Consider the following 17539-nt stretch of genomic DNA (forward strand, 5'->3'; position numbering starts at 1 on the left):
AGGCGCAGCATGCCCACCATCCCGACGACCGCGAACTACCGCGGCGCTGAGCGCCACGCTGACGGCGCGCGCGTCATCCGCCGTGAGGCGCGCACCAATGGGTAGGCCGCCGCTTCCGCGGAACACCTGGGGCAAGATCAGAGTCACGCACTTGGAGGATGGGCAGGTCAAACTGAACGGGTGCTACCGCGACCGGGACGGTGAGAGGCGCCGATTCCAGGCCGTTGGTGCGACCGAGCTCACGGCTCGCCGGGAGCTCGAACGTAAGGCTGACGCAGCCGTGCCGATCAAGGTAGAAGCGGCACCTGATCTGCCCAACGTCCCGTCGAAAGGCTCGACCCTGCGGGAACTCGCCGAGTTCTGGGTGGCGATCACTGGGGCGGAGGGTGAGCTCGCTCCCCAGTCGATCGACACGTACGCAAACACCGTACGACTGATCATCGTGCCGAGGCTGGGGCATCTGATCCTCGATGAGTTGACGGTCGCGGCCATCGCGATCGAGCTACTCAACATCCGGAAGAAACGCAGCATCTCTGACGCGATCAAGACCCGCACAACCTTGTCGCTGATCTTTCAGCTCGGCCTCCGTTATCAGTTGGTCACAACGAACTTCGCGACCGCGACGAAGACGATCAAGCAGCCTGCCAGGCCGATAGTCGCCCTCAGCGACGGTGATCCTCAGATCTTTTTGGACTCCCTACGCGCGTGGACCTATGCGACGCCGGCCCACGGGCCGAGACGATCTCGTTTGCTCCTGAACGTGATGACGGTGCTACTCGGGACTGGCATGCGTATCGGTGAAGTCCTGGCGATCCGTCCCGCCGACATCGACTTCGCGGGTCACCGCGTGCTCATCCAGGCGACCGTGAGCTACGCGAAGAGCACCGGCCTTCGTCGACAGGAGCACCCCAAGCACAAGCGCCAAACGAGGTGGATCCCGCTGCCGGAGGTAGCGGAGGCCGCGCTACTCGACGCGATCAACCTCGACCTCCCCGCAACGACGACCGTGTTCCACTCTCGCACCGGGGGCCTCCTCTGGCAGAACAATGTGCGCCGCACGCTCCGGACCTTCATCGAGGAGAGCCAGGTGATGGCGCTGCTCGAATCGGTCAGGGGCGAGAAGCTGACGCCGCACACCCTCCGCAAGACCGTCGGGACCCACGTCGCGCGCACAATGGGAGCGGAAGCAGCGCGGGACCTGCTCGGACACTCGTTCGTAGCAACCACGGAGCAGTACTACGCCAAGCCCGACCCCATCGTTGACCCACGGGTCGGACGAGTTCTGGAAGTGCTGCTCTTGAATACGCGACTGCCCAGCGCAGACGAACTCTGGCGAGCTCTGGGAGCGAAAACGCTGGACCTCATCAATGAGCACATCCGCGTCGAGATTCCGGGCTCATCGCATTTGAGGGTGTAGCAGCGGCCTGAAGCCGCCGGCCTCGAGCAACGATCTCGCGATGTAGTTGGTGAGGTTGCGGAAGCCGAGCGCGGAGCCGCGGAGGTGCTCGAGGCGGCCGTTGATCGCCTCCGTCGGACCGTTCGAGGTCCCGGGTCGGTCGAAGTAGGCGAGCACGTCGAGGGCTCGCTGCTTGAGTGTTCGCCCGAGCGTGATCACCTCGCGCAGCGCCGCGGGCACGCCGCTGCTGACCGTGTTGATCAGCTCGGTCATGAGCGTGCGCACGGCCGCGCGGTCGGGTTCCCGGTAGGCGGCGACCATGCGCTGATAGATGCCCCAGGTGACCTCGACCGCGAGATGCCGCTCGTCAGCGAAGAGCGCGTCGAGCCGTTGCTGCTGCCGTAGCGTGTGGAGCGCCGCGCCGGTGTGGAGGGTGCGGCGAGCGGCGTAGAGCGGATCGCCCTTTCTGCCCCGATGCCCGTGGATCTGCTGCTGGATCCGCCGCCGGCAGCTGTCGAGCGCGTTCCCGGCGAGCCGGACGACGTGGAACGGATCCATCACGGCGACCGTCTCGGGCAGCTCCTCGGTGGTGGCGGTCTTGAAGCCGGAGAACCCGTCCATCGCGACGACCTCGACCCGGTCGCGCCAGGCCTGGGATCGGGCGGCGAGCCAGTGCTGGAACGCCTGCTTCGAGCGGCCCTCGACCATGTCCAGCAGCCGCGCCGGCCCCGTCCCGTCGCGGATCGGCGTGAGGTCGATGATGACGGTCGCGTAGCGGTCGCCGTGACGCGTGTGGCGCCAGACGTGCTCGTCCACGCCCAGCACCGCCACGCCGTCGAAGCGGGCAGGATCATCGAGCAGGCGCCGCCTGCCCTCCTCGAGCACGGCGGTGTTGGCGGTGTGCCAGGCGACGCCGAGCCCGGCCGCGACGCGCGAGACCGTGAGGTGGTCGAGCACCAGCGCGTCCAGCGCCCACCGCAGACCGGTGCGAGAGATCTTCGACCGCGGCTCCGCCGCCCGCGTGGTGTCCTGCCGCCAGATGCGGCCGCAGCCGGTGCAGCGGTAGCGGCGGACGCGGACCAGCAGCGTGGTGGGCCGGTGCCCGAACGGCGCGTGCGCCAGCCGCCGCGTGACCGTGTCGCGCGGCACCCCTTGGCAGCCGCAGTCGCGGCACCACTCGTCGGCCTGCACGACCCGGCAGAAGAGCACCGCGCGGTCGGGCTCGAGGCGTTGGCCGATGGCTTCTAAGCCGAGCTCGTCGAGTCGGCAGAACGTGGTCAGGCAGGGCGCGTCAAAGGTAGCGTTGGACACGTCGAGGTCTTTCGGACGGTGAGCGTAGGAACTTCCATCCTGGAAGACCTCGACCCCTACCCGGCCAGCGACGCACCTCGACCGTCTACACCGTCATCTGCGATGAGCCAGATTGGCTCTTCGCAGATGACGGTGTAGCCGGGATCGAGCGCGTCGTCGGCGGGTAGGTGTCGAGGCCTCCCAGGATGGAGGTTCCTACGCCGGCCATCCGAGAGAGACCTCGACGTGTTCCACGCTACCTTCGCGACCCCTGACCTGACCACGTTCTGCGGCCTGGACGAGCTCGGTCTGGAGGTCGTCGGGCAGCGCCTCGAGCCGGATCGGGTGGTGCTGGAGTGCCGGCTGGCCGAGACCGATCCGTGGTGCTGGAGCTGCGGCGCCGAGGGCGTGCCGCGAGGCACGGTGACGCGTCGGTTGGCGCACGAGCCGTTCGGTCACCGGCCGACGACGCTGCTGGTGCGCGTGCGCCGCTACCGCTGCTCACCGTGCGGCCGGACGTGGCGGCAGGACACGACGGCGGCAGCGCCGGCGCGAGCGAAGCTCTCCCGCGGCGGTCTGCGGTGGGCGCTGGAGGGCATTGTCATCGACCACCTCTCGATGGCCCGCGTCGCGGCCGGGCTGGGCGTGGCCTGGCACACGGCCAACGACGCGGTGCTGGCCGAGGGACGGCGGCTGCTGATCGACGACCCGGCACGGCTGGAGGGCGTGACCACGCTCGGCGTTGACGAGCATGTCTGGCGTCACACCAGGCGCGGCGACAGATACGTGACCGTCATCATCGACCTCACCCCGATCCGCGACGGCACCGGCCCGGCACGCCTGCTCGACATGGTCCCTGGCCGCTCGAAGCAGGCGTTCAAGACCTGGCTCGCGGCCCGCCCGACAGCGTGGCGCGACCGACTCACGGTGGTGGCGATGGACGGCTTCGCCGGCTTCAAGACCGCTGCCGCGGAAGAGGTGCCGGACGCGGTCGCGGTCATGGATCCGTTCCACGTCGTCCGCCTTGCCGGCGACGCGCTGGACGACTGCCGCAGGCGCGTCCAGCAGCACATCAACGGTCATCGAGGCCGCAAGGGCGATCCGCTCTACGGCGCCCGCCGCACCCTGCACACCGGGCTGCGGTTCCTCACCGATCGGCAAGGCGCGCGACTGGACGCGCTGTTCGCCGATGAGGGGCATGGCGCGGTCGAGGTCACGTGGGAGTTCTATCAGCGGCTCGTGACCGCCTACCGCGAGCCCGACAGGGCGAAGGCGAAGCAGTTGATGCAGGCGCTGATCGAAGCGATCGGATCGGGCGTCCCGCAAGCGCTCAAGGAGATCGGCAAGCTCGGGCGGACGCTGAAGCGACGGGCCGCCGACGTGCTCGCCTACTTCGACCGACCCGGCACTTCGAACGGTCCGACGGAGGCGATCAACGGTCGCCTTGAGCACCTCCGCGGCTCCGCGCTCGGCTTCCGGAACCTCAGCAACTACATCGCCCGGTCCCTGCTCGAAGCCGGCGGCTTCAGACCGGTGCTACACCCTCAAATGCGATGAGCCACTAATGGCCTACACCGATGAGGGGGTGCCCGGCGCCGCAGCGTTCGACGTATTCTTCTGGTGCGACATCGGCGGTCACCTCCTCTTCGCTGAACGTGAGGGGCTCGCCGAACAGGTGCGTTATGCCTTGGCGATCGGTGAAGCTGTCCTCTCGGACCTCCACCCCTTCGACGAACACCGCAGCTCGCTGCTCCGTCTCGTCCGCGAGAGTCATGACCAAGCACCCGTCAACGACTGTCAAGCTGCCCTCCACCGGCAGTGCGCCGCTGTCCGCCCCCGCTTGCCGGAGGAAGGTGACCGAGCCTGCCTGATCGACCCACAGAGTCAGTTCAGGACCGGCCGGCCCCACAGTCGGCCCGTCGGCGGCTTGCGTCGCCTCCGCGCTTGCCGCGGGCGGCGTTGCCTCAGGCTCGTTAACATCTGACGTGCACGCCGTCGCCGCGATGGCGAGCAGCAAGACCGTCGCGATCGCGATGGGACGCATGGCTATCGGTAGACGACGACGCCGAGCGGCCCGAGGTTGTTGCCGCTCGTGCCCGTGAACAGGTCGTAGGAGGTGCCGTTGGCGCTGCCGTAGCCGGACGTGATGCCGTACGCCACCGATCCGACGAACCACGGTCCGCCAGAGTCGCCGCCGCGGACGTACTGATTCCGGGTCTTGAACAGGCCGCAGATCGTTCGTCCAGCCCACACACCGGTCGAGCAGTAGCCGGAAACGGTCACTGTCGAACAGCTCTGACCGGTCACGGCACCGTACTTGCAGACGCTCGAGCCCACTGACGGCTCCGTCTGGCCGGAGGCGGTGAAGTAGACGCCGGACTGCACCTGGAACTGCTTCGTCGGCGTGCCGGAGAGCCACAGCACGCGCAGGTCACGGTTGCTCATCGCGCTCGAGCCGGTAACGGCCTGCCCGTCGTACGTGCTCGGCCAGCTGTCGCAGTGGCCGGCGCTCAGCACGCCATAGCGCAGCGGGGTTCCCTGTCGGACGATGAAGCCGGCGGTGCAGCCGGGGGGCGAGTACGAACGGCCGCCGCGGGCTGCTGCAGACTCAGGCATCGCGTCGGGGTCGACCGTCACTTCGACTCGCAGACCCTGAAGTTCGCTCGACGACTCGGCTGTGGATCGAGCCGCGGCGAGAGGTGCCTCGACCTCGCGATCGAGCGTCACGTAGATGACGCCGGCCTCCACGTCGACCTCGCTCGTGCCGATGGCGCCGTGGTCGCGGTAGTAGGTGTCGAGGATGTCGGTTTGGATCGTCTCGAGGTCGATGGCCGAGGGCGAGTCGATTTCAACGGCGCTCGCCGGCACGTCCAGCGCGTCGAGCGCGGTCTGCACCTCTTGGCCGTTGCCCTCCGTCACGAGGATCTGTCCCTCGCCGCCGAGCCAGCGGGACTCCACGATCGCCTCAGGCACCGATGCGCGCAGCTGCTCCGCGGCCATGTCGAACTCGACCTGACCCCGCATATCGGCGGCCATGGTGTCGGCGTCCAGACCCTCTCGCTCCGCGAACTCGGTGATCATCTGCACTGCCTCGGCGTCCCAAGCCGCCTCTTGAATAGCCTGCTGGCTGCGCGGCGAGTGGAGGCGGTCACCGTGGCCCTCCGAGGCCGTCGCGGGTGCCACCACGCCGGCCAAGAGCAGGGCAGCGATCGCAGTCGCGGCCGCTGTGTGTCGTGCAACTTTGGGCATAGCGTCCTCCTGTTCGGATTTTTCTGAGTATGGATCGAGTCAGGTGAAATCTATGTAACGCTTGAGTAACGACTTGCATAGCTCGCCACATCGGTTTGGTCCGACTGATTTCATGACGACATGATCAGGCGCTCCTCGTCAATCGGACATGCCTTCGCTGGCGCGGCCCTCTCTGTCTCGCTGCTGAGCGGCTGCTCTTCCACACCCGAGCCGCTGCCGACCGCGAGTGCCCCGAGCAGCACGGCCGCTCCAGAGCCCTCCTCGACGGCACCAGTGAGCGCCACCGCCTCCGAGGCGATTCAGATCGAAGTCGCACGGGCCGTCACCGAGATCAGCGGCTCTGAAAGTGGCAGCGCGCTCGACCCTGAAGACCCGGGCACGCTCCTCGTGGAGGTGTACGACCCGCGCACCTCCATCGACGGCGACGTGGTCGCAGAACTGGAATCGACGGTCACCGCCATCTGTGCTGAGCACGGCCTCGGCGTCTCCTTCACCTACGGCCCGTGACAAGCGTTTGAGTCGATGGATCAAAAGGTTGGGGGTTCGAGTCCCTCCGGGCGCGCACTGTGATGTCTCAGGACATCGTGAACGACTGAACCCCCGCTTGCGGGGGTTCAGTCGTTTTTCGGTTGGTAGCTCTTGTGGGGGTCGAGGGTGTATTCGCCGAGGACTTCGCCGTCGTGGGTGATGACGGTGGCGTGGTCGTTGTGGACGAGGCAGATGATCTCGGTGCGCTTGTGGGCGCGGCCGATGCCGAGGTGGAGCATGCGGTTGGCGTGGCGGAGCGAGATCTTGCCGGCGTGGTCGACGGTGTCGTAGCGGACGCGCCAGAGGTCGGGGTCGTCGGGGGCGGTGGGTGCTGCCTTGGGGATGAGTTCGTAGGCGAACGCGGGGGTCTTGCGGCCGATGCCGCGGTGGGCTCGGACGTGGTTGTAGTAGTCGCGGAATGCGTCCAGGACGGCTTGGAGCTCCTCGATGGTCGCGACGGCGATCCTGACCGCCACGACTGGGATTGTGCCGTATCGCACAGCATGCTTTACTGCAATGCATGGCAAACCTATAGGGTGAGCGAGCACAAGGGAGTCTCATGCAACGGCGCAAGAGAGCGGTGACCATTGGAGCGGTGGGAGCGATTGCTTTCGCTGTCAGCGCCGGAGGGTATCCGGCTCTCGCGGCCCCCCATCCGGAACCTTCCGACCAGCCTCAGATCTCGGTGCAACAGCTACCCGCGGAAGAGCCAGAGGTGGTTCCCGCGGTCGGCGAGACCGTCGTAGTCGTAGAACACGACGGAATTACCACGTACTACGGGATCAGCGCATCGTGCACTGAATCTATAACTGCCTATACTCCAACCAAGTCTGGAGGCTCTGCGCGGGCGTCGCTTCAGTTCCAGCGCAGTAGTGGGTGCTCCGGAACGGTCTCGAGGACCGCGCGCTTGCAGTGGCAGGGTTTTCTGGGGGCCTGGCAGGACCGAGGTAACAAGACGAGCTCGGCTGCACCTGGAACCAACACCATCATTTTGGTGAGCTACCCGTGCCAGAACTCTAATGCCACCGTGTGGCGGTCGCTGGGTCTCTACGGTTCTGTAGGCAACCCAACTACATCTTCGGCGGTTACGCTGACGTGCGGAGGGTGACGGATGAACAGAGCAACTAGGGCCACATCAGGTGCAATTGGCGAGGGTCTGGTTGGCATTGTCGCCGGCGTCGGGACATACTTCGCCGCGAGCCTGGTTTCTGCGTGGGCCTACAATCCGCCGGGTGATCCTGCTCCTGCATCGATCGCAGCCCTTCTCGTTGCGGCGGCAGTCGTGGGCGCGGCGTTTTTACGCCCTCGCGTTGCCCTAGTCGGCGGCGTCACCATGCTCGCACTGCTGTTTCTGGGATTCGTCGTCGGCGCGTCCAGCTCACTAGTCATGACGCCCGGACTGGACTTCGCCGCCTTGCTAAAGCACGGCGGACGGAGCGCGGTTGTGGCGGCATTGACGGGTGCTGTCCTGGTAGTTTCGCTGCTTTCGCTCCGCGAGCAACGGCTTCGCTCGACGTCTGACGTCGGCGATGCCAGCGAGGTGCTTGCCCAGAGGTAGCGGCAGCCACGCGCGGCGCGAAACCGGCGGCAAGTAGGTCGCCTTGCTGTCGGTCGCTCGCGAGGTGGCGGCTGGCGATGCCGAGAGTTCGCCGAGAGTGCGTCTTTTGGGCGCTCGCGCTCACTTACCATCCCCGCACGCGTCCCCTCCTGCTTTGAGCCGAGCTCGCGGGAGGCAGCGCGTTGGTTCACGCTCTCGAAGAGTGCAGTCGCGGCCGTGCGGCCCTGCCGGGTTCAATAGGCGCGGGTGGCGGCTCTTGTGGCACGAGGGGTCGTGACTGTGGAGCATCGCCGCCTGCCAGCGCGCGGTTGCTGAGGTGCTCGTAGAGCGCGAGGACGCCCGGCGCTGACACTCGCGAGCTGCGTGCCGCCGGCCGGCGCCCGACGCACCCCGGGCGAGCGCGCCGTCACCGTGCTCGTGTCGGCTGAGGGCATGTACCTCCAGGCCCGCGACGGGCCAACTCGGGGGACAGAGCTGTGGCTGAAGTGACTTCATGCCGACCTGGGACGCCGTTCCGCGGCCGACAGCGCTGGCCCTGGCTCCCGGGGAGGTCCCGTTGAGTGCTCCTGCCCGTCCTGACTCGTGGCGTCGGAGCGTCATTGGATTGGCGCTAGCGGGGTTCGCCGGAGCTACGTGCCTCATCGTGCTGCAAATCTGGGCGCCGTAAATCGAAGACGGCTGGTTGCTCAAACTATCCGGCGGGTCCCACGAGCCGACTCTTCGAACCGTTGCTGATCTTGATCGTGTACGGGTGGTGGTTCCCCAGTGTGGTCATCGGCGCTGCCGGTGGCCTCCGGGCCTCCTCGAGATGCGGCCGCGGGTGGGGCGTCGCAGCGGTCCCGCCAAGAAGTGTGCTTGCGGTGAGCGGGCCTCAATCCTATGCTTCGGCAAAGAAAGGACGCTCATGCGCCGCTCGCCACTCCTTTTCATCGCACTCGCAGCGGTCTGCGCGAGCGCAACTCTCGTCGTACCAGTTCCGTCGGAACGCGCGATCGCGGAGACGCTGCTCCCCGACGACCCCGCGCTCACCGCATCCGCGATTTCGCCCGCGGGACCGGCCAACCAGCCCTCTCGGTATGCAGGAGTCACGACCACGGAACTCGAAGACCTATCGGTGCTCGCCAGCAGCCTCAGCATCGGCCTGGAGGAGGCGGTGCAGCGATTCGCTGGAGTAACGCAGTTCAACACCGCCGTCAACAGTCTGCCGGCGACCGCTGTGGTGCACGCCGAATGGCAACAGGGCTCCGGCTCGCTTCACGTTCGCCCAGGTCAAGCTGGCGCGGCTAGAGATGCCCTCGAGGCTGCCGGCGCAGACGCGAGTGTGAGCGCCGTCGACCTCCCCAACGTGGTGGAGCAAGAGGAGCTGCAGCAGGCAGTCATCGAGCGGCTGCAGCGCGATGCCTTCGTTCCCGTCAGCACCCACTTCGATGTCCTTGCGAGCACTCCCACGATCTACGCTCAGCTGCCGCTCTCGGAAAGGGGATCCTCGTGGAACGCCCGGGGCGTCCAGTCGGACGCCGCTGACGCCGCGAGCGAGCTCGGCGTCGCTGTCGAAGTGACGTACGCCGAAGAACCGGTCGGGGAGCTCGCGGCGAGTGGCGGAATGCCCCACGCCGACTGCACGGGAGGGCTCATCATGCGTTCCACGAGCGTCACCGGCACCTACGGGATTATGACTGCTCATCACTGCACGACAGTCCCTTCGTCCTACGACGGTGCCGCGATCGGTGGAACCAGCATCTCGACCAACCGGGACATCCGCATCAACCGCTTCACCAGTGGCACTGCGGTCAACCAGATCAGGAACAACTGGGGCACCTATCGGACGATCACTTATTCGGGCAACCCGGCCAATGGCTCGCCAGTCTGCAAGTTTGGAGTCAAGACTGGGCAGTCGTGCTCCACTGTTGCCTCGTCGGGCAACTGCTCCTCGTTCTTCCCCGGATACACGTTCTGCGCCCTTCACAGGACCGCTACGAGGTACGTGGAGAAGGGCGACTCCGGCGGTCCGTGGTACTACGGCAATACCGGTTGGGGCATTACCAGCGGTACGAACAAGCTGGCCGGCTACGATTTCTTCACCGGGGCCGGCGCGGCTAACTTCAATTACCTTTCGTACGCAGTCAAGTGGAACTGAATTCGCGTCGCGGCCTCGTCGCGCTCCTCCTGATCTTCGCGCTCACCGGATGCACAGTCAGCTCCGATCCGTCGTCAACTCCCGAGACGCCGGAGTCCACGCAGCCGCCCGCTGAGAGGAGCGCCCCTGCCTCGACGCCGCCAACGGTCGATCCGCACCCGAGCGAAGGCGCGGCGCCCGACGATGACCCGGCGCCGACGGCGGCCCAACTGTCATGGCAGCACTCGGCCGGCGTCACTTACCTCGTCGCAGATCAAGGGGACAGCGACGCGATCGCCCATGAGGTCATCTTCCGAATCGACGAGGGCGGCTGTCTGCGAGCTGACGTTGCAGACCGCGGGGAGGGTTTGTTCGTGGCGCTTCACCCCGGTTACGTCGTATCCGCGAAAGGCATCGAGAGCGACGAGGGCGCAGTGGCGCAGTTTGGAGAGCCGGTTAGCGCGCAGCAGATGGCCGCGGGCGCCGTCCCCGCCGAATACGAGGAGAGGTGCGGGCCGACTCAGCCCACCTCCATATTCGCTCCCGAGAGCATCAGCGGGCGCTAGGAGCGGCTAGGGTCGGTCGCGCTCGCGCCGCCCGACCCGACCCACGAGGCCGCAGGCCGAGCCGCCGCGATAGCGGCAACCGGCCGCCGACCCTGAGCCGAGGTGCCGGGGGAGCGATAAGGAGGAGGGCTCGCCCCCTCCGGGGGCTCGCTCACGAAGCGCTGCTGCTCGCACCGACACGTAGCGGATCGCTCTTCTCGTACTGATCGCAGCTGCCCGCTGCTCCGACTCGAGCTCCTCGTTGCTGGCCGCGGATGCCCTCCGGGCCTCCTCCGTATGCACCCGCCCGGCGCCCACCCTCGCCTCCGCACCTGCCTGCCCGGCACCTGCTCCTCTGCACCGGACCTCCGGTAGCCCGCCGGCGGCGGGCACGTCCCGCCTCCCGCGATTCGCTGCTGCTCGCAGCGCCTCGCTCCTTCTCGTCGGCCTCCGGCCTCACCGGCTCCGCCTCCACTCCGCCCGGTCTCGCCGACCTCTCCGGCATCACTTACTGTCCGCTGACCCCTGGGTCCGCCGGCGGACCCTCCTGCACCAGACTCCGAGAGGACGTGACGCTCCGGCCCGCTCCGTCTCGCCGGGCTCCGCCCTCACCCTCCGGCACACCGAACCCTCCGATGTCCGCCGGCGGCGGGCGCCCGCTGACCCTGGCTGCGATGCGCTGCTGCACGTCCCGAGTCGCAGCGGATCGCCTCCCCGCAGATGCACCCGGTGAGACCACCTCCGGCCCCGACGACGAAGCACCGGGCAGCGATGCGTACGCCCCGCAGCTGCTCGGAACGGTACGGGCGCCCTCCGGGCTGAGCATCCGCCGGAGCCAGAGCCACCCGCCGAACCGGACAGACGCCGGTCAGCCCTCGACTGCCACCGGGGTTCGGGGCGGCGCCCCGAGCAAGCGCACCCACCGGTGCTGCAGCAGCGATGCGATGCGGGAAGCATCCAGCAAGGCCACACGGTGGCCGCAGCTGCTCCCCATGGGTGGAGGAGTGCAGGGCGCCGCCGGCGCACGGAACGACGGAAAGAAGCGATGAGGGCGGGGAGCCGCGCCGCGGCGAGTTGTCCCGGTTCGGCCCGGGGAGGGCCGGGGCCCGGTTTCGGGGCGCCGTCTTGGGCTTCCACCGGAGCAAGAATGTTGCGCGGACGGCGACTTTTCCGCCCGGTGGAGTCCCAAGCCGCGGGGCGTGCCGCATGGATCATCCCGTGGTCTCCTCCTTCGCCTTCATGCGCGCCGGCACCTTGCACGCCGAGGCCGAGCGGAAGCTCTCCCAGTCCGTCTCCGAGGCGCTCTCCACCGCAGCCGCCGGCACGACGCTCCTCGCCCTCTGCGACGACGAGGGCGGCATCACCCGACTCTTCGTGTCCTTCGGCGACAACGCCGAGAACCGCGCATTCCGCTTCGCCACCAGCCTCAACGCCTCCCCGACCCCGCACCGCCTCCCCGAGGACCTGACCCGGCAGGAGCTCCGCTGCCTCGCATGGGTGTCGGGCCGATCGAGCGTCGAGTCCGGGACGCGGGCCAGCACCGACCTCCAGGCCGTCGCCGACGCGATCGACACGAACCTCCTGCCCGGCGATTGGGTCGCCATGTCGGTGCGCGCGCCGGCCGCGGCGACGCTACCGGAGCTTCGGACTCACCCCACACTCAACGGCGAAGCGCCGGAACAGGCGTCGCTGAGCGAACGACTCCCGGCACTGCCACAGGTAGCGTTAACTTTTCTCGATGCTGCAGCCGTCGACGCTCCGCATGTGCGCGAACTGCTGCGCGCCCAAGTTGGGAGCATCGCGATGCGCTGCGGCTGATTCGGGTTTGCGCAGACGAGCACCTGGAGTCGGAAGTCGGCACGCCCTCAACGCGCGCATGCGCTGAGGACAGCGCTTGCGCTCAAAACTGCGATGACCGAAAAAGACGCCTTCGCTTGACTCCTTTCGACGCTGATGAAGTGGTGCTCGTCAGATAAGGCATCGCGCTTGCCTCGCGAGGAGGATCTGCTCCGCTCGTGAGCGCACCGAGTATCGCTTGTTATGGAGTGGCCGAGCAAGGATCTCGCGACAGGTCTCGAGTCAGGTCGATCTACACGATTGCCTTAAGCTGTAGGTTGTTCTGTCGATTGTTGCTGACGGACCACCGCCCGGTTCTTGCACGACGACGAGCACACGGGAAGTTGAAGCGCTCATGTTCGACTTGGGCAACTGGCAGATGTGAGGCGAGCGTATGAGACCGGATCTCGGGTCTTGATGGCAAAGGCGGCTCCGCGGCATAGGCTTCTCGCAAGGAGGACTATCGTGGCGACTTCCGACGTGATCGAACGCGAGCGGCCGTACGCTGGCGTGACCGTCGACCAGCGGCGGCGCCGCGCGTCCGATGGGTGGGTGCGCGGCATCGGGATCGCGACTGTGGCGCTGCTCGTAGGTTTCGCCGCGGGCTGGGCGGGCACGACGGTGCTGGCGCCGCCGCAGCAGGTCCTCGAAGCCGAGGCGTTCTCTGCCGTGGCGGTGGTGCCTGGCGAGGTGGGCTCGTCGATCACACTCAACTCCATTGCCTCGTGGGCAACGAGCCCGGTCGCCGTCAATGGCGCAGCCGGCATCGTGACGAGCGTCGACATCACGGCGGGTGCCAGCGTCGAGCGTGGCCAGCGTCTCTACTCCGTCAACCTCCGCCCGGTCGTAGCAGGGCAGGGCGAGATTCCCGCCTACGGCCCGATCTCGCCAGGCGATGCTGGCGCGCAAGTGTCGCAGCTGCAGCAGCTGATGACCGACCTGGGCTTCTGGCGCGGCGCGATCAACGGCCGCTACACCGCGCCGTTTGCGACCGCGGTGCGCAACTGGCAGCGCGCATCCGGCTACCCGGTCGACGGCGTCGTGCAGGCCGGCGACATTGTCTGGGTGCCGCAGCTGCCCGCCCGCATGTCCTTCGACGGTGACACGATCGCGACAGGGCGCGTCGTCGCGGCTGGCGAGGGTGACGTGGTCGCGCTCGGCAGCGCGCCGACGTTCACCATCCCGCTGCAGCGGGCGCAGACGCGTCTTGCCCCGACAGGTACGCGCGTGATCGTGCAGGCGCCCGACGGGTCGCTCTGGGACGCGGTCGCCGGCGCGCACACGGTTGACCCGATGTCGAGCGAGACGGTGCATGTCGCGCTCGCCGCGCCTGATGACGGCCCGGTGTGCGCGGATACGTGCGATCTGATCGGCGCGGAGGGTCAGGCGACGCTTCTGAGCGAGGTCGTCACAGTGCCACCCCTCGCCGGGCTGGTCGTGCCGGCGTCGGCGATCACCACTGGCGTCGACGGGCGCGCATTCGTCACCGACGCGGAAGGCGCCCAGCACGAGGTGACGGTGGTGCAGTCGGCGAGGGGGATGGCGCTGATCGAGGGCGTTGCTGAGGGGCTCGAGGTGCGCATCCCGGCTGCGCAGGGGCAGTGAGCTCCGAGGCGGTGCGCGCCGCGGCGGAGCGCGCGGCGGCTGCGGCAGCGGCGGCTCCGGCGACACTGCTCGCAGCTCGCGATGTGGCGTTCGGCTACGCGCAGGGCGCTCCCGTGATCGCCGGGTTCGACGACGACTTCGTTGCCGGTGAGGTGGTGGCACTGACAGGCCCGTCGGGGCGCGGCAAGTCGACGCTGTTGTATGTGCTCGGGCTGATGCTCGCGCCGACGGCTGGTGTGGTCGAGGTTGACGGGCGCGACGCGTCACGATTGCGCGACGGCAGGCGAGCGAGATTGCGGGCGGATGTGTTCGGGTTCGTTTCCCAGGACGCCGCGCTCGACGCGACCCGCACTGTGCTCGACAATGTGCTCGAGACCAGCCTCTACCGCGGCCAGCCGCGCGCCGGGCATACAGATCGCGCCTACGCGCTGCTCGACCGCTTCGGGGTATCGGTGCGCGCCGACCACAAGCCCGGTCAGATCTCCGGCGGCCAGGCACAGCGCATCGCCGTCTGCCGGGCGCTGCTGGGCGACCCCCGCATCCTGCTCGCCGACGAGCCCACCGGCAATCTTGACGCCGCATCGTCGGCGATTGTCGTGGGCGCGCTGCGCGAGCAGGCCAACAGGGGCGCGGCCGTCGTGATCGCCACCCACGATCGCGACGTGATGGCGCAGTGCGACCGGCGGATATCGCTGTGACGCTCGCGGCAGTGTCACGCGAAGCGGTCGCGACCGCCTGGGGGACGAAGGTCGCCTCGCTCGTGTCGATCGTGATGGTCGCCGGTATGGTGATCGCGGTGCTACTCACCACCGGTCGCACCGTCGGTGCGCAGCAGGGCGTCGTCGACACGCTCGACGACGCCGGCACCCGCGCCATCGTGGTCCGGGCGCAGGAGGGCTCGGGCCTCGACACCTCGTCGCTCGCCAGGCTGGAGGGAGTGTCGTCAATCGCATGGCTGGGCGGCTTCGGCTCCGCGCAGGATTCGACGAACACACTCGTGCCCGGCGGCACGAAGGTGCCGATCCGCTTCGGGTTCGGCATCGACCTGGTGACGCTCGGCGTCACCGCGCCCGGCCTGCCTGGCACCGCCTATGCGTCCGCCGTCGCGCTTGAGCAACTGGGCATGCACGCCGCGGCCGGCTCGGTCACGACCGTCGACGGCATCGATTACTCGATCAGCGGCCGCATCGAGGTGCCCGAGCACCTGGCGTTCCTCGAACCGCTCATCGTCGTGCCGGTCGAAGCCCAGCCCGCGCCCGTGCTCAGTGGAGGCGCGACCAGCGCGCAGGTGGTGCGCGGCGAGGATCTCGCGATCCTCGTCGCGATCGCCAGCGACGCCGCGCACGTCGCGGGCGTCACCGACGCCGTCCGGGGCGTGATCGACGTCACCGACCCGCAGTTGGTGACGATCGAGACCAGCCAGCAGCTTGCGCAGTTGCGGCAGCTCATCGACGCGCAGCTTGGCGGCGCCGGCCGGGCGCTCGTGCTCATCATCTTTGGCCTCACCGCCGTACTTGTCGCCGCGATCCTCTACGGCCTCGTCATGATGCGGCGCAAGGACTTCGGCCGCCGCCGCGCCCTCGGCGCCAGCCAAGGCCTCATCGTCGGGCTCGTGCTCGCACAGGTCGCCGCACTCGGATGCGTCGGGGCACTCCTCGGGGGCGCCGTTTCGTTCACCGCCATGGCAGTCGGCGGTGACCCGCAACCCCCACCCAACTACTACGCGGCGATCATGATTCTCGCCGCCGTCACCGCCGCGGTCGCGGCGGTCGTTCCTGCCGCTGTGGCTGCGCGGAGGGACCCGGTCCGCGAGTTGCGAGTGCCGTAGTGTCGGACTGGTGAGCGGGATGGGCCGAAGCCTCCGCTCAGGTGAGGTACAAGTCCATCGAACCGCTCCGCGATGTCCGGACGTGCACGTCGTGTCTCTACGTGGCGGGGAGCACACCTTGTTGTGCGGCGTTCTAGACCTTCTCGCTCTCAGCAGATCGATCCGAGGATGCTCGCGGTCAATCTAGTGCACACGGAGAAGAGCCGCCAGCTCGAAGTGCTTGGCGTCGCGCGGCGGAACAGTTGAGTCCTGTGTGCGCGCACTTGCGATCCGGACAGCGCGTGAGCGCGTTGACCACCGAAGCCGCGAGCCGTCGCGCCGGTGCTGGGCAGCCGCTGCGTGTGGCCGCAATCCGACCCTGCGCGCCGAGTCGGTCTCGTGAACGCAGGGTGCAAATCGATACCATTTCGCAACCCTGCGGCTCTGTCCCGGCTTGCCGTGTTGAGCTTGTCTTCAGCACAACGAAAGTATTCTTCGATGAAGGAGCGGCAATGAACAAGAGTCAGAAGACTGCGGCGGCTTTGAGCGCGGCGGTTGTGATGTTTGCCCTAGCTGCGACGCCTGCCTCCGCGGCATCCTGGGTCGGATCTCACGCGTGCTCGTCGAGCCAGCGCGTCGTGATCCAGACGGCGATCGACGGCGTGGCGGGGTCCGAGACCACCACCACGCGCCACAACCAGATTTATGCGGGAGCCAATCACTACTTCAATTTCGTGGGCTTCGGGACCAAGACGTCGCACTCCGGCTCGTCGTCGTCGGCGCAGTACCACGCGAACACCAACCCGTCTGCGGCAGCGTGGGCTCCGAACTCCTTGGTGAAGACGTGCGGGCCGAAGCCCGCCTGATCGCGCTCATCTGCGCCGTCGCGCTTGGGCTCAGCGCGTGCTCGACGGAGCCCAATGAACTTTCGCCCGCGCCAACCGAAGATGCTCTCGACCAGAGTCCAGGACCCGCTCCGGCCGCGCAGCCAGGACCGAACCTGACTGAGTACCACGAAGCGGTCGCGACATGCCTTCAGGCGGCGGGATGGGCGGTCACCGCGAGCTCGCAGTTTGTCTACGCTGAAGTCCCCCTCGGTCAGGAGAGCGCGTACGAGGAAGCTGCGGGGACGTGCGAGAGTGACAATGTTTCGCTCATTCCGGATGGGGCACCGGTCGACGACGCCCTGCTGAGGCTGAACCACGAGCGGCACGAAGCAGCGTATAACTGCCTGCTTGACCATGGCTACAGCCCGGACGCGCTGCCCGCATTCCAGAGCTGGGTCGATCAGCGTTCCGGTGACCGCCCGTATCGCACGTACGCCGGAGTCGACCCAGACCAGGTGATTGCTGCGATGGAAGTCTGCCCGGAACCCGAATCGGTGTTCGTCTATCCCGAGATCGAGATATACGCGGAGCAGGTTGACTACGCAGAATATCGTGAAGCCATCGACGGGTCCGTGACCGGAAGGTAGCCCTGGGTTCGCTGAGCGCGAAGGTCCCGCCACGGTCACGCGTTCCCTACGATCCGCTTCGTTGGTAGCAGCGCTTAGTGGCGCACCCGGCGGCGGGCGAAGCGCGTGGACGCAGGTAATGATCCTCCTCATCGC

General features: G+C 67.7%; 16 protein-coding genes. 12 read left to right on the plus strand and 4 right to left on the minus strand.

Going from position 1 to position 17539, the window contains the following annotated elements; all coding sequences use genetic code 11:
* Positions 1-151 precede the first annotated feature (151 nt).
* Complete coding sequence (locus tag JSQ78_RS12730) at positions 152-1417, plus strand: tyrosine-type recombinase/integrase (protein WP_211448073.1); 1266 nt, start codon at positions 152-154, stop codon at positions 1415-1417.
* Here JSQ78_RS12730 and JSQ78_RS12735 read toward each other — a convergent pair.
* Entirely contained in the window at positions 1397-2707 is a 1311-nt protein-coding gene (locus JSQ78_RS12735) for an ISL3 family transposase (protein WP_211448075.1), read from the minus strand. The genes JSQ78_RS12730 and JSQ78_RS12735 overlap by 21 nt on opposite strands.
* Positions 2708-2932: 225 nt before the next feature.
* On the opposite strand from JSQ78_RS12735, the gene JSQ78_RS12740 reads away from it, so the two are divergent.
* Positions 2933-4243, plus strand: coding sequence for an ISL3 family transposase (locus JSQ78_RS12740; RefSeq protein WP_211448077.1), 1311 nt, complete (start codon positions 2933-2935; stop codon positions 4241-4243).
* A gap of 4 nt (positions 4244-4247) precedes the next feature.
* Here the strand turns inward: JSQ78_RS12740 and JSQ78_RS12745 are convergent, their stop codons facing one another.
* The gene (locus tag JSQ78_RS12745) at positions 4248-4730 is read right to left on the minus strand and encodes a hypothetical protein (protein ID WP_211448079.1); all 483 of its coding nucleotides are present in this window, start codon (positions 4728-4730) and stop codon (positions 4248-4250) included.
* Positions 4731-4732: 2 nt separating this feature from the next.
* The gene (locus tag JSQ78_RS12750; RefSeq protein WP_211448081.1) at positions 4733-5935 is read right to left on the minus strand and encodes a S1 family peptidase; all 1203 of its coding nucleotides are present in this window, start codon (positions 5933-5935) and stop codon (positions 4733-4735) included.
* Between the two features lie 273 nt (positions 5936-6208).
* Between JSQ78_RS12750 and JSQ78_RS12755 the strand changes: the two genes are divergently transcribed.
* On the plus strand, positions 6209-6442 hold the full coding sequence (locus JSQ78_RS12755; protein WP_211448082.1) for a hypothetical protein: 234 nt from the start codon (positions 6209-6211) through the stop codon (positions 6440-6442).
* Between the two features lie 107 nt (positions 6443-6549).
* Here the strand turns inward: JSQ78_RS12755 and JSQ78_RS12760 are convergent, their stop codons facing one another.
* A complete protein-coding gene (locus tag JSQ78_RS12760) occupies positions 6550-6939 on the minus strand; it encodes an integrase core domain-containing protein (RefSeq protein WP_211448084.1) in 390 nt (129 codons plus the stop codon).
* 635 nt (positions 6940-7574) lie between these two features.
* Between JSQ78_RS12760 and JSQ78_RS12765 the strand changes: the two genes are divergently transcribed.
* The 9 genes from JSQ78_RS12765 to JSQ78_RS12805 all read left to right on the plus strand — a co-directional run bounded on the left by JSQ78_RS12765 (position 7575) and on the right by JSQ78_RS12805 (position 17404).
* Positions 7575-8021 carry a hypothetical protein gene (locus JSQ78_RS12765; protein WP_211448086.1) on the plus strand — a complete coding sequence of 149 codons (447 nt, stop codon included), beginning with the start codon at positions 7575-7577 and terminating at the stop codon, positions 8019-8021.
* A 904-nt stretch (positions 8022-8925) separates the two neighbouring features.
* The gene (locus JSQ78_RS12770) at positions 8926-10158 is read left to right on the plus strand and encodes a S1 family peptidase (RefSeq protein WP_211448088.1); all 1233 of its coding nucleotides are present in this window, start codon (positions 8926-8928) and stop codon (positions 10156-10158) included.
* Entirely contained in the window at positions 10149-10703 is a 555-nt protein-coding gene (locus JSQ78_RS12775; protein ID WP_211448089.1) for a hypothetical protein, read from the plus strand. Before JSQ78_RS12770 ends, JSQ78_RS12775 begins: the two co-directional genes overlap by 10 nt.
* Positions 10704-11888: 1185 nt before the next feature.
* Entirely contained in the window at positions 11889-12500 is a 612-nt protein-coding gene (locus JSQ78_RS12780) for a hypothetical protein (protein ID WP_211448091.1), read from the plus strand.
* A gap of 483 nt (positions 12501-12983) precedes the next feature.
* Positions 12984-14123 carry a peptidoglycan-binding domain-containing protein gene (locus JSQ78_RS12785; protein ID WP_211448092.1) on the plus strand — a complete coding sequence of 380 codons (1140 nt, stop codon included), beginning with the start codon at positions 12984-12986 and terminating at the stop codon, positions 14121-14123.
* Positions 14120-14821, plus strand: coding sequence for an ABC transporter ATP-binding protein (locus JSQ78_RS12790; RefSeq protein ID WP_249295714.1), 702 nt, complete (start codon positions 14120-14122; stop codon positions 14819-14821). Before JSQ78_RS12785 ends, JSQ78_RS12790 begins: the two co-directional genes overlap by 4 nt.
* Positions 14818-15951 (plus strand): FtsX-like permease family protein, encoded by a 1134-nt coding sequence (locus tag JSQ78_RS12795; RefSeq protein WP_211448094.1) that lies wholly within the window; start codon positions 14818-14820, stop codon positions 15949-15951. The genes JSQ78_RS12790 and JSQ78_RS12795 overlap by 4 nt, the downstream gene beginning before the upstream one ends.
* A 491-nt stretch (positions 15952-16442) precedes the next feature.
* Entirely contained in the window at positions 16443-16796 is a 354-nt protein-coding gene (locus JSQ78_RS12800; protein ID WP_211448096.1) for a hypothetical protein, read from the plus strand.
* A complete protein-coding gene (locus JSQ78_RS12805; protein ID WP_211448098.1) occupies positions 16775-17404 on the plus strand; it encodes a hypothetical protein in 630 nt (209 codons plus the stop codon). The genes JSQ78_RS12800 and JSQ78_RS12805 overlap by 22 nt, the downstream gene beginning before the upstream one ends.
* The last annotated feature ends 135 nt before the right edge of the window (positions 17405-17539 follow it).

This window comes from Agrococcus sp. Marseille-Q4369, assembly GCF_018308945.1.
Classification (GTDB): domain Bacteria; phylum Actinomycetota; class Actinomycetes; order Actinomycetales; family Microbacteriaceae; genus Agrococcus.

Coding starts and splice junctions, on each gene's coding strand:
- JSQ78_RS12745 (WP_211448079.1), bottom strand. CDS start 4,730: ATGCGTCCCATCGCGATCGCGACGGTCTTGCTGCTCGCCATCGCGGCG.
- JSQ78_RS12750 (WP_211448081.1), bottom strand. CDS start 5,935: ATGCCCAAAGTTGCACGACACACAGCGGCCGCGACTGCGATCGCTGCC.
- JSQ78_RS12765 (WP_211448086.1), top strand. CDS start 7,575: ATGAACAGAGCAACTAGGGCCACATCAGGTGCAATTGGCGAGGGTCTG.
- JSQ78_RS12770 (WP_211448088.1), top strand. CDS start 8,926: ATGCGCCGCTCGCCACTCCTTTTCATCGCACTCGCAGCGGTCTGCGCG.
- JSQ78_RS12780 (WP_211448091.1), top strand. CDS start 11,889: ATGGATCATCCCGTGGTCTCCTCCTTCGCCTTCATGCGCGCCGGCACC.
- JSQ78_RS12800 (WP_211448096.1), top strand. CDS start 16,443: ATGAACAAGAGTCAGAAGACTGCGGCGGCTTTGAGCGCGGCGGTTGTG.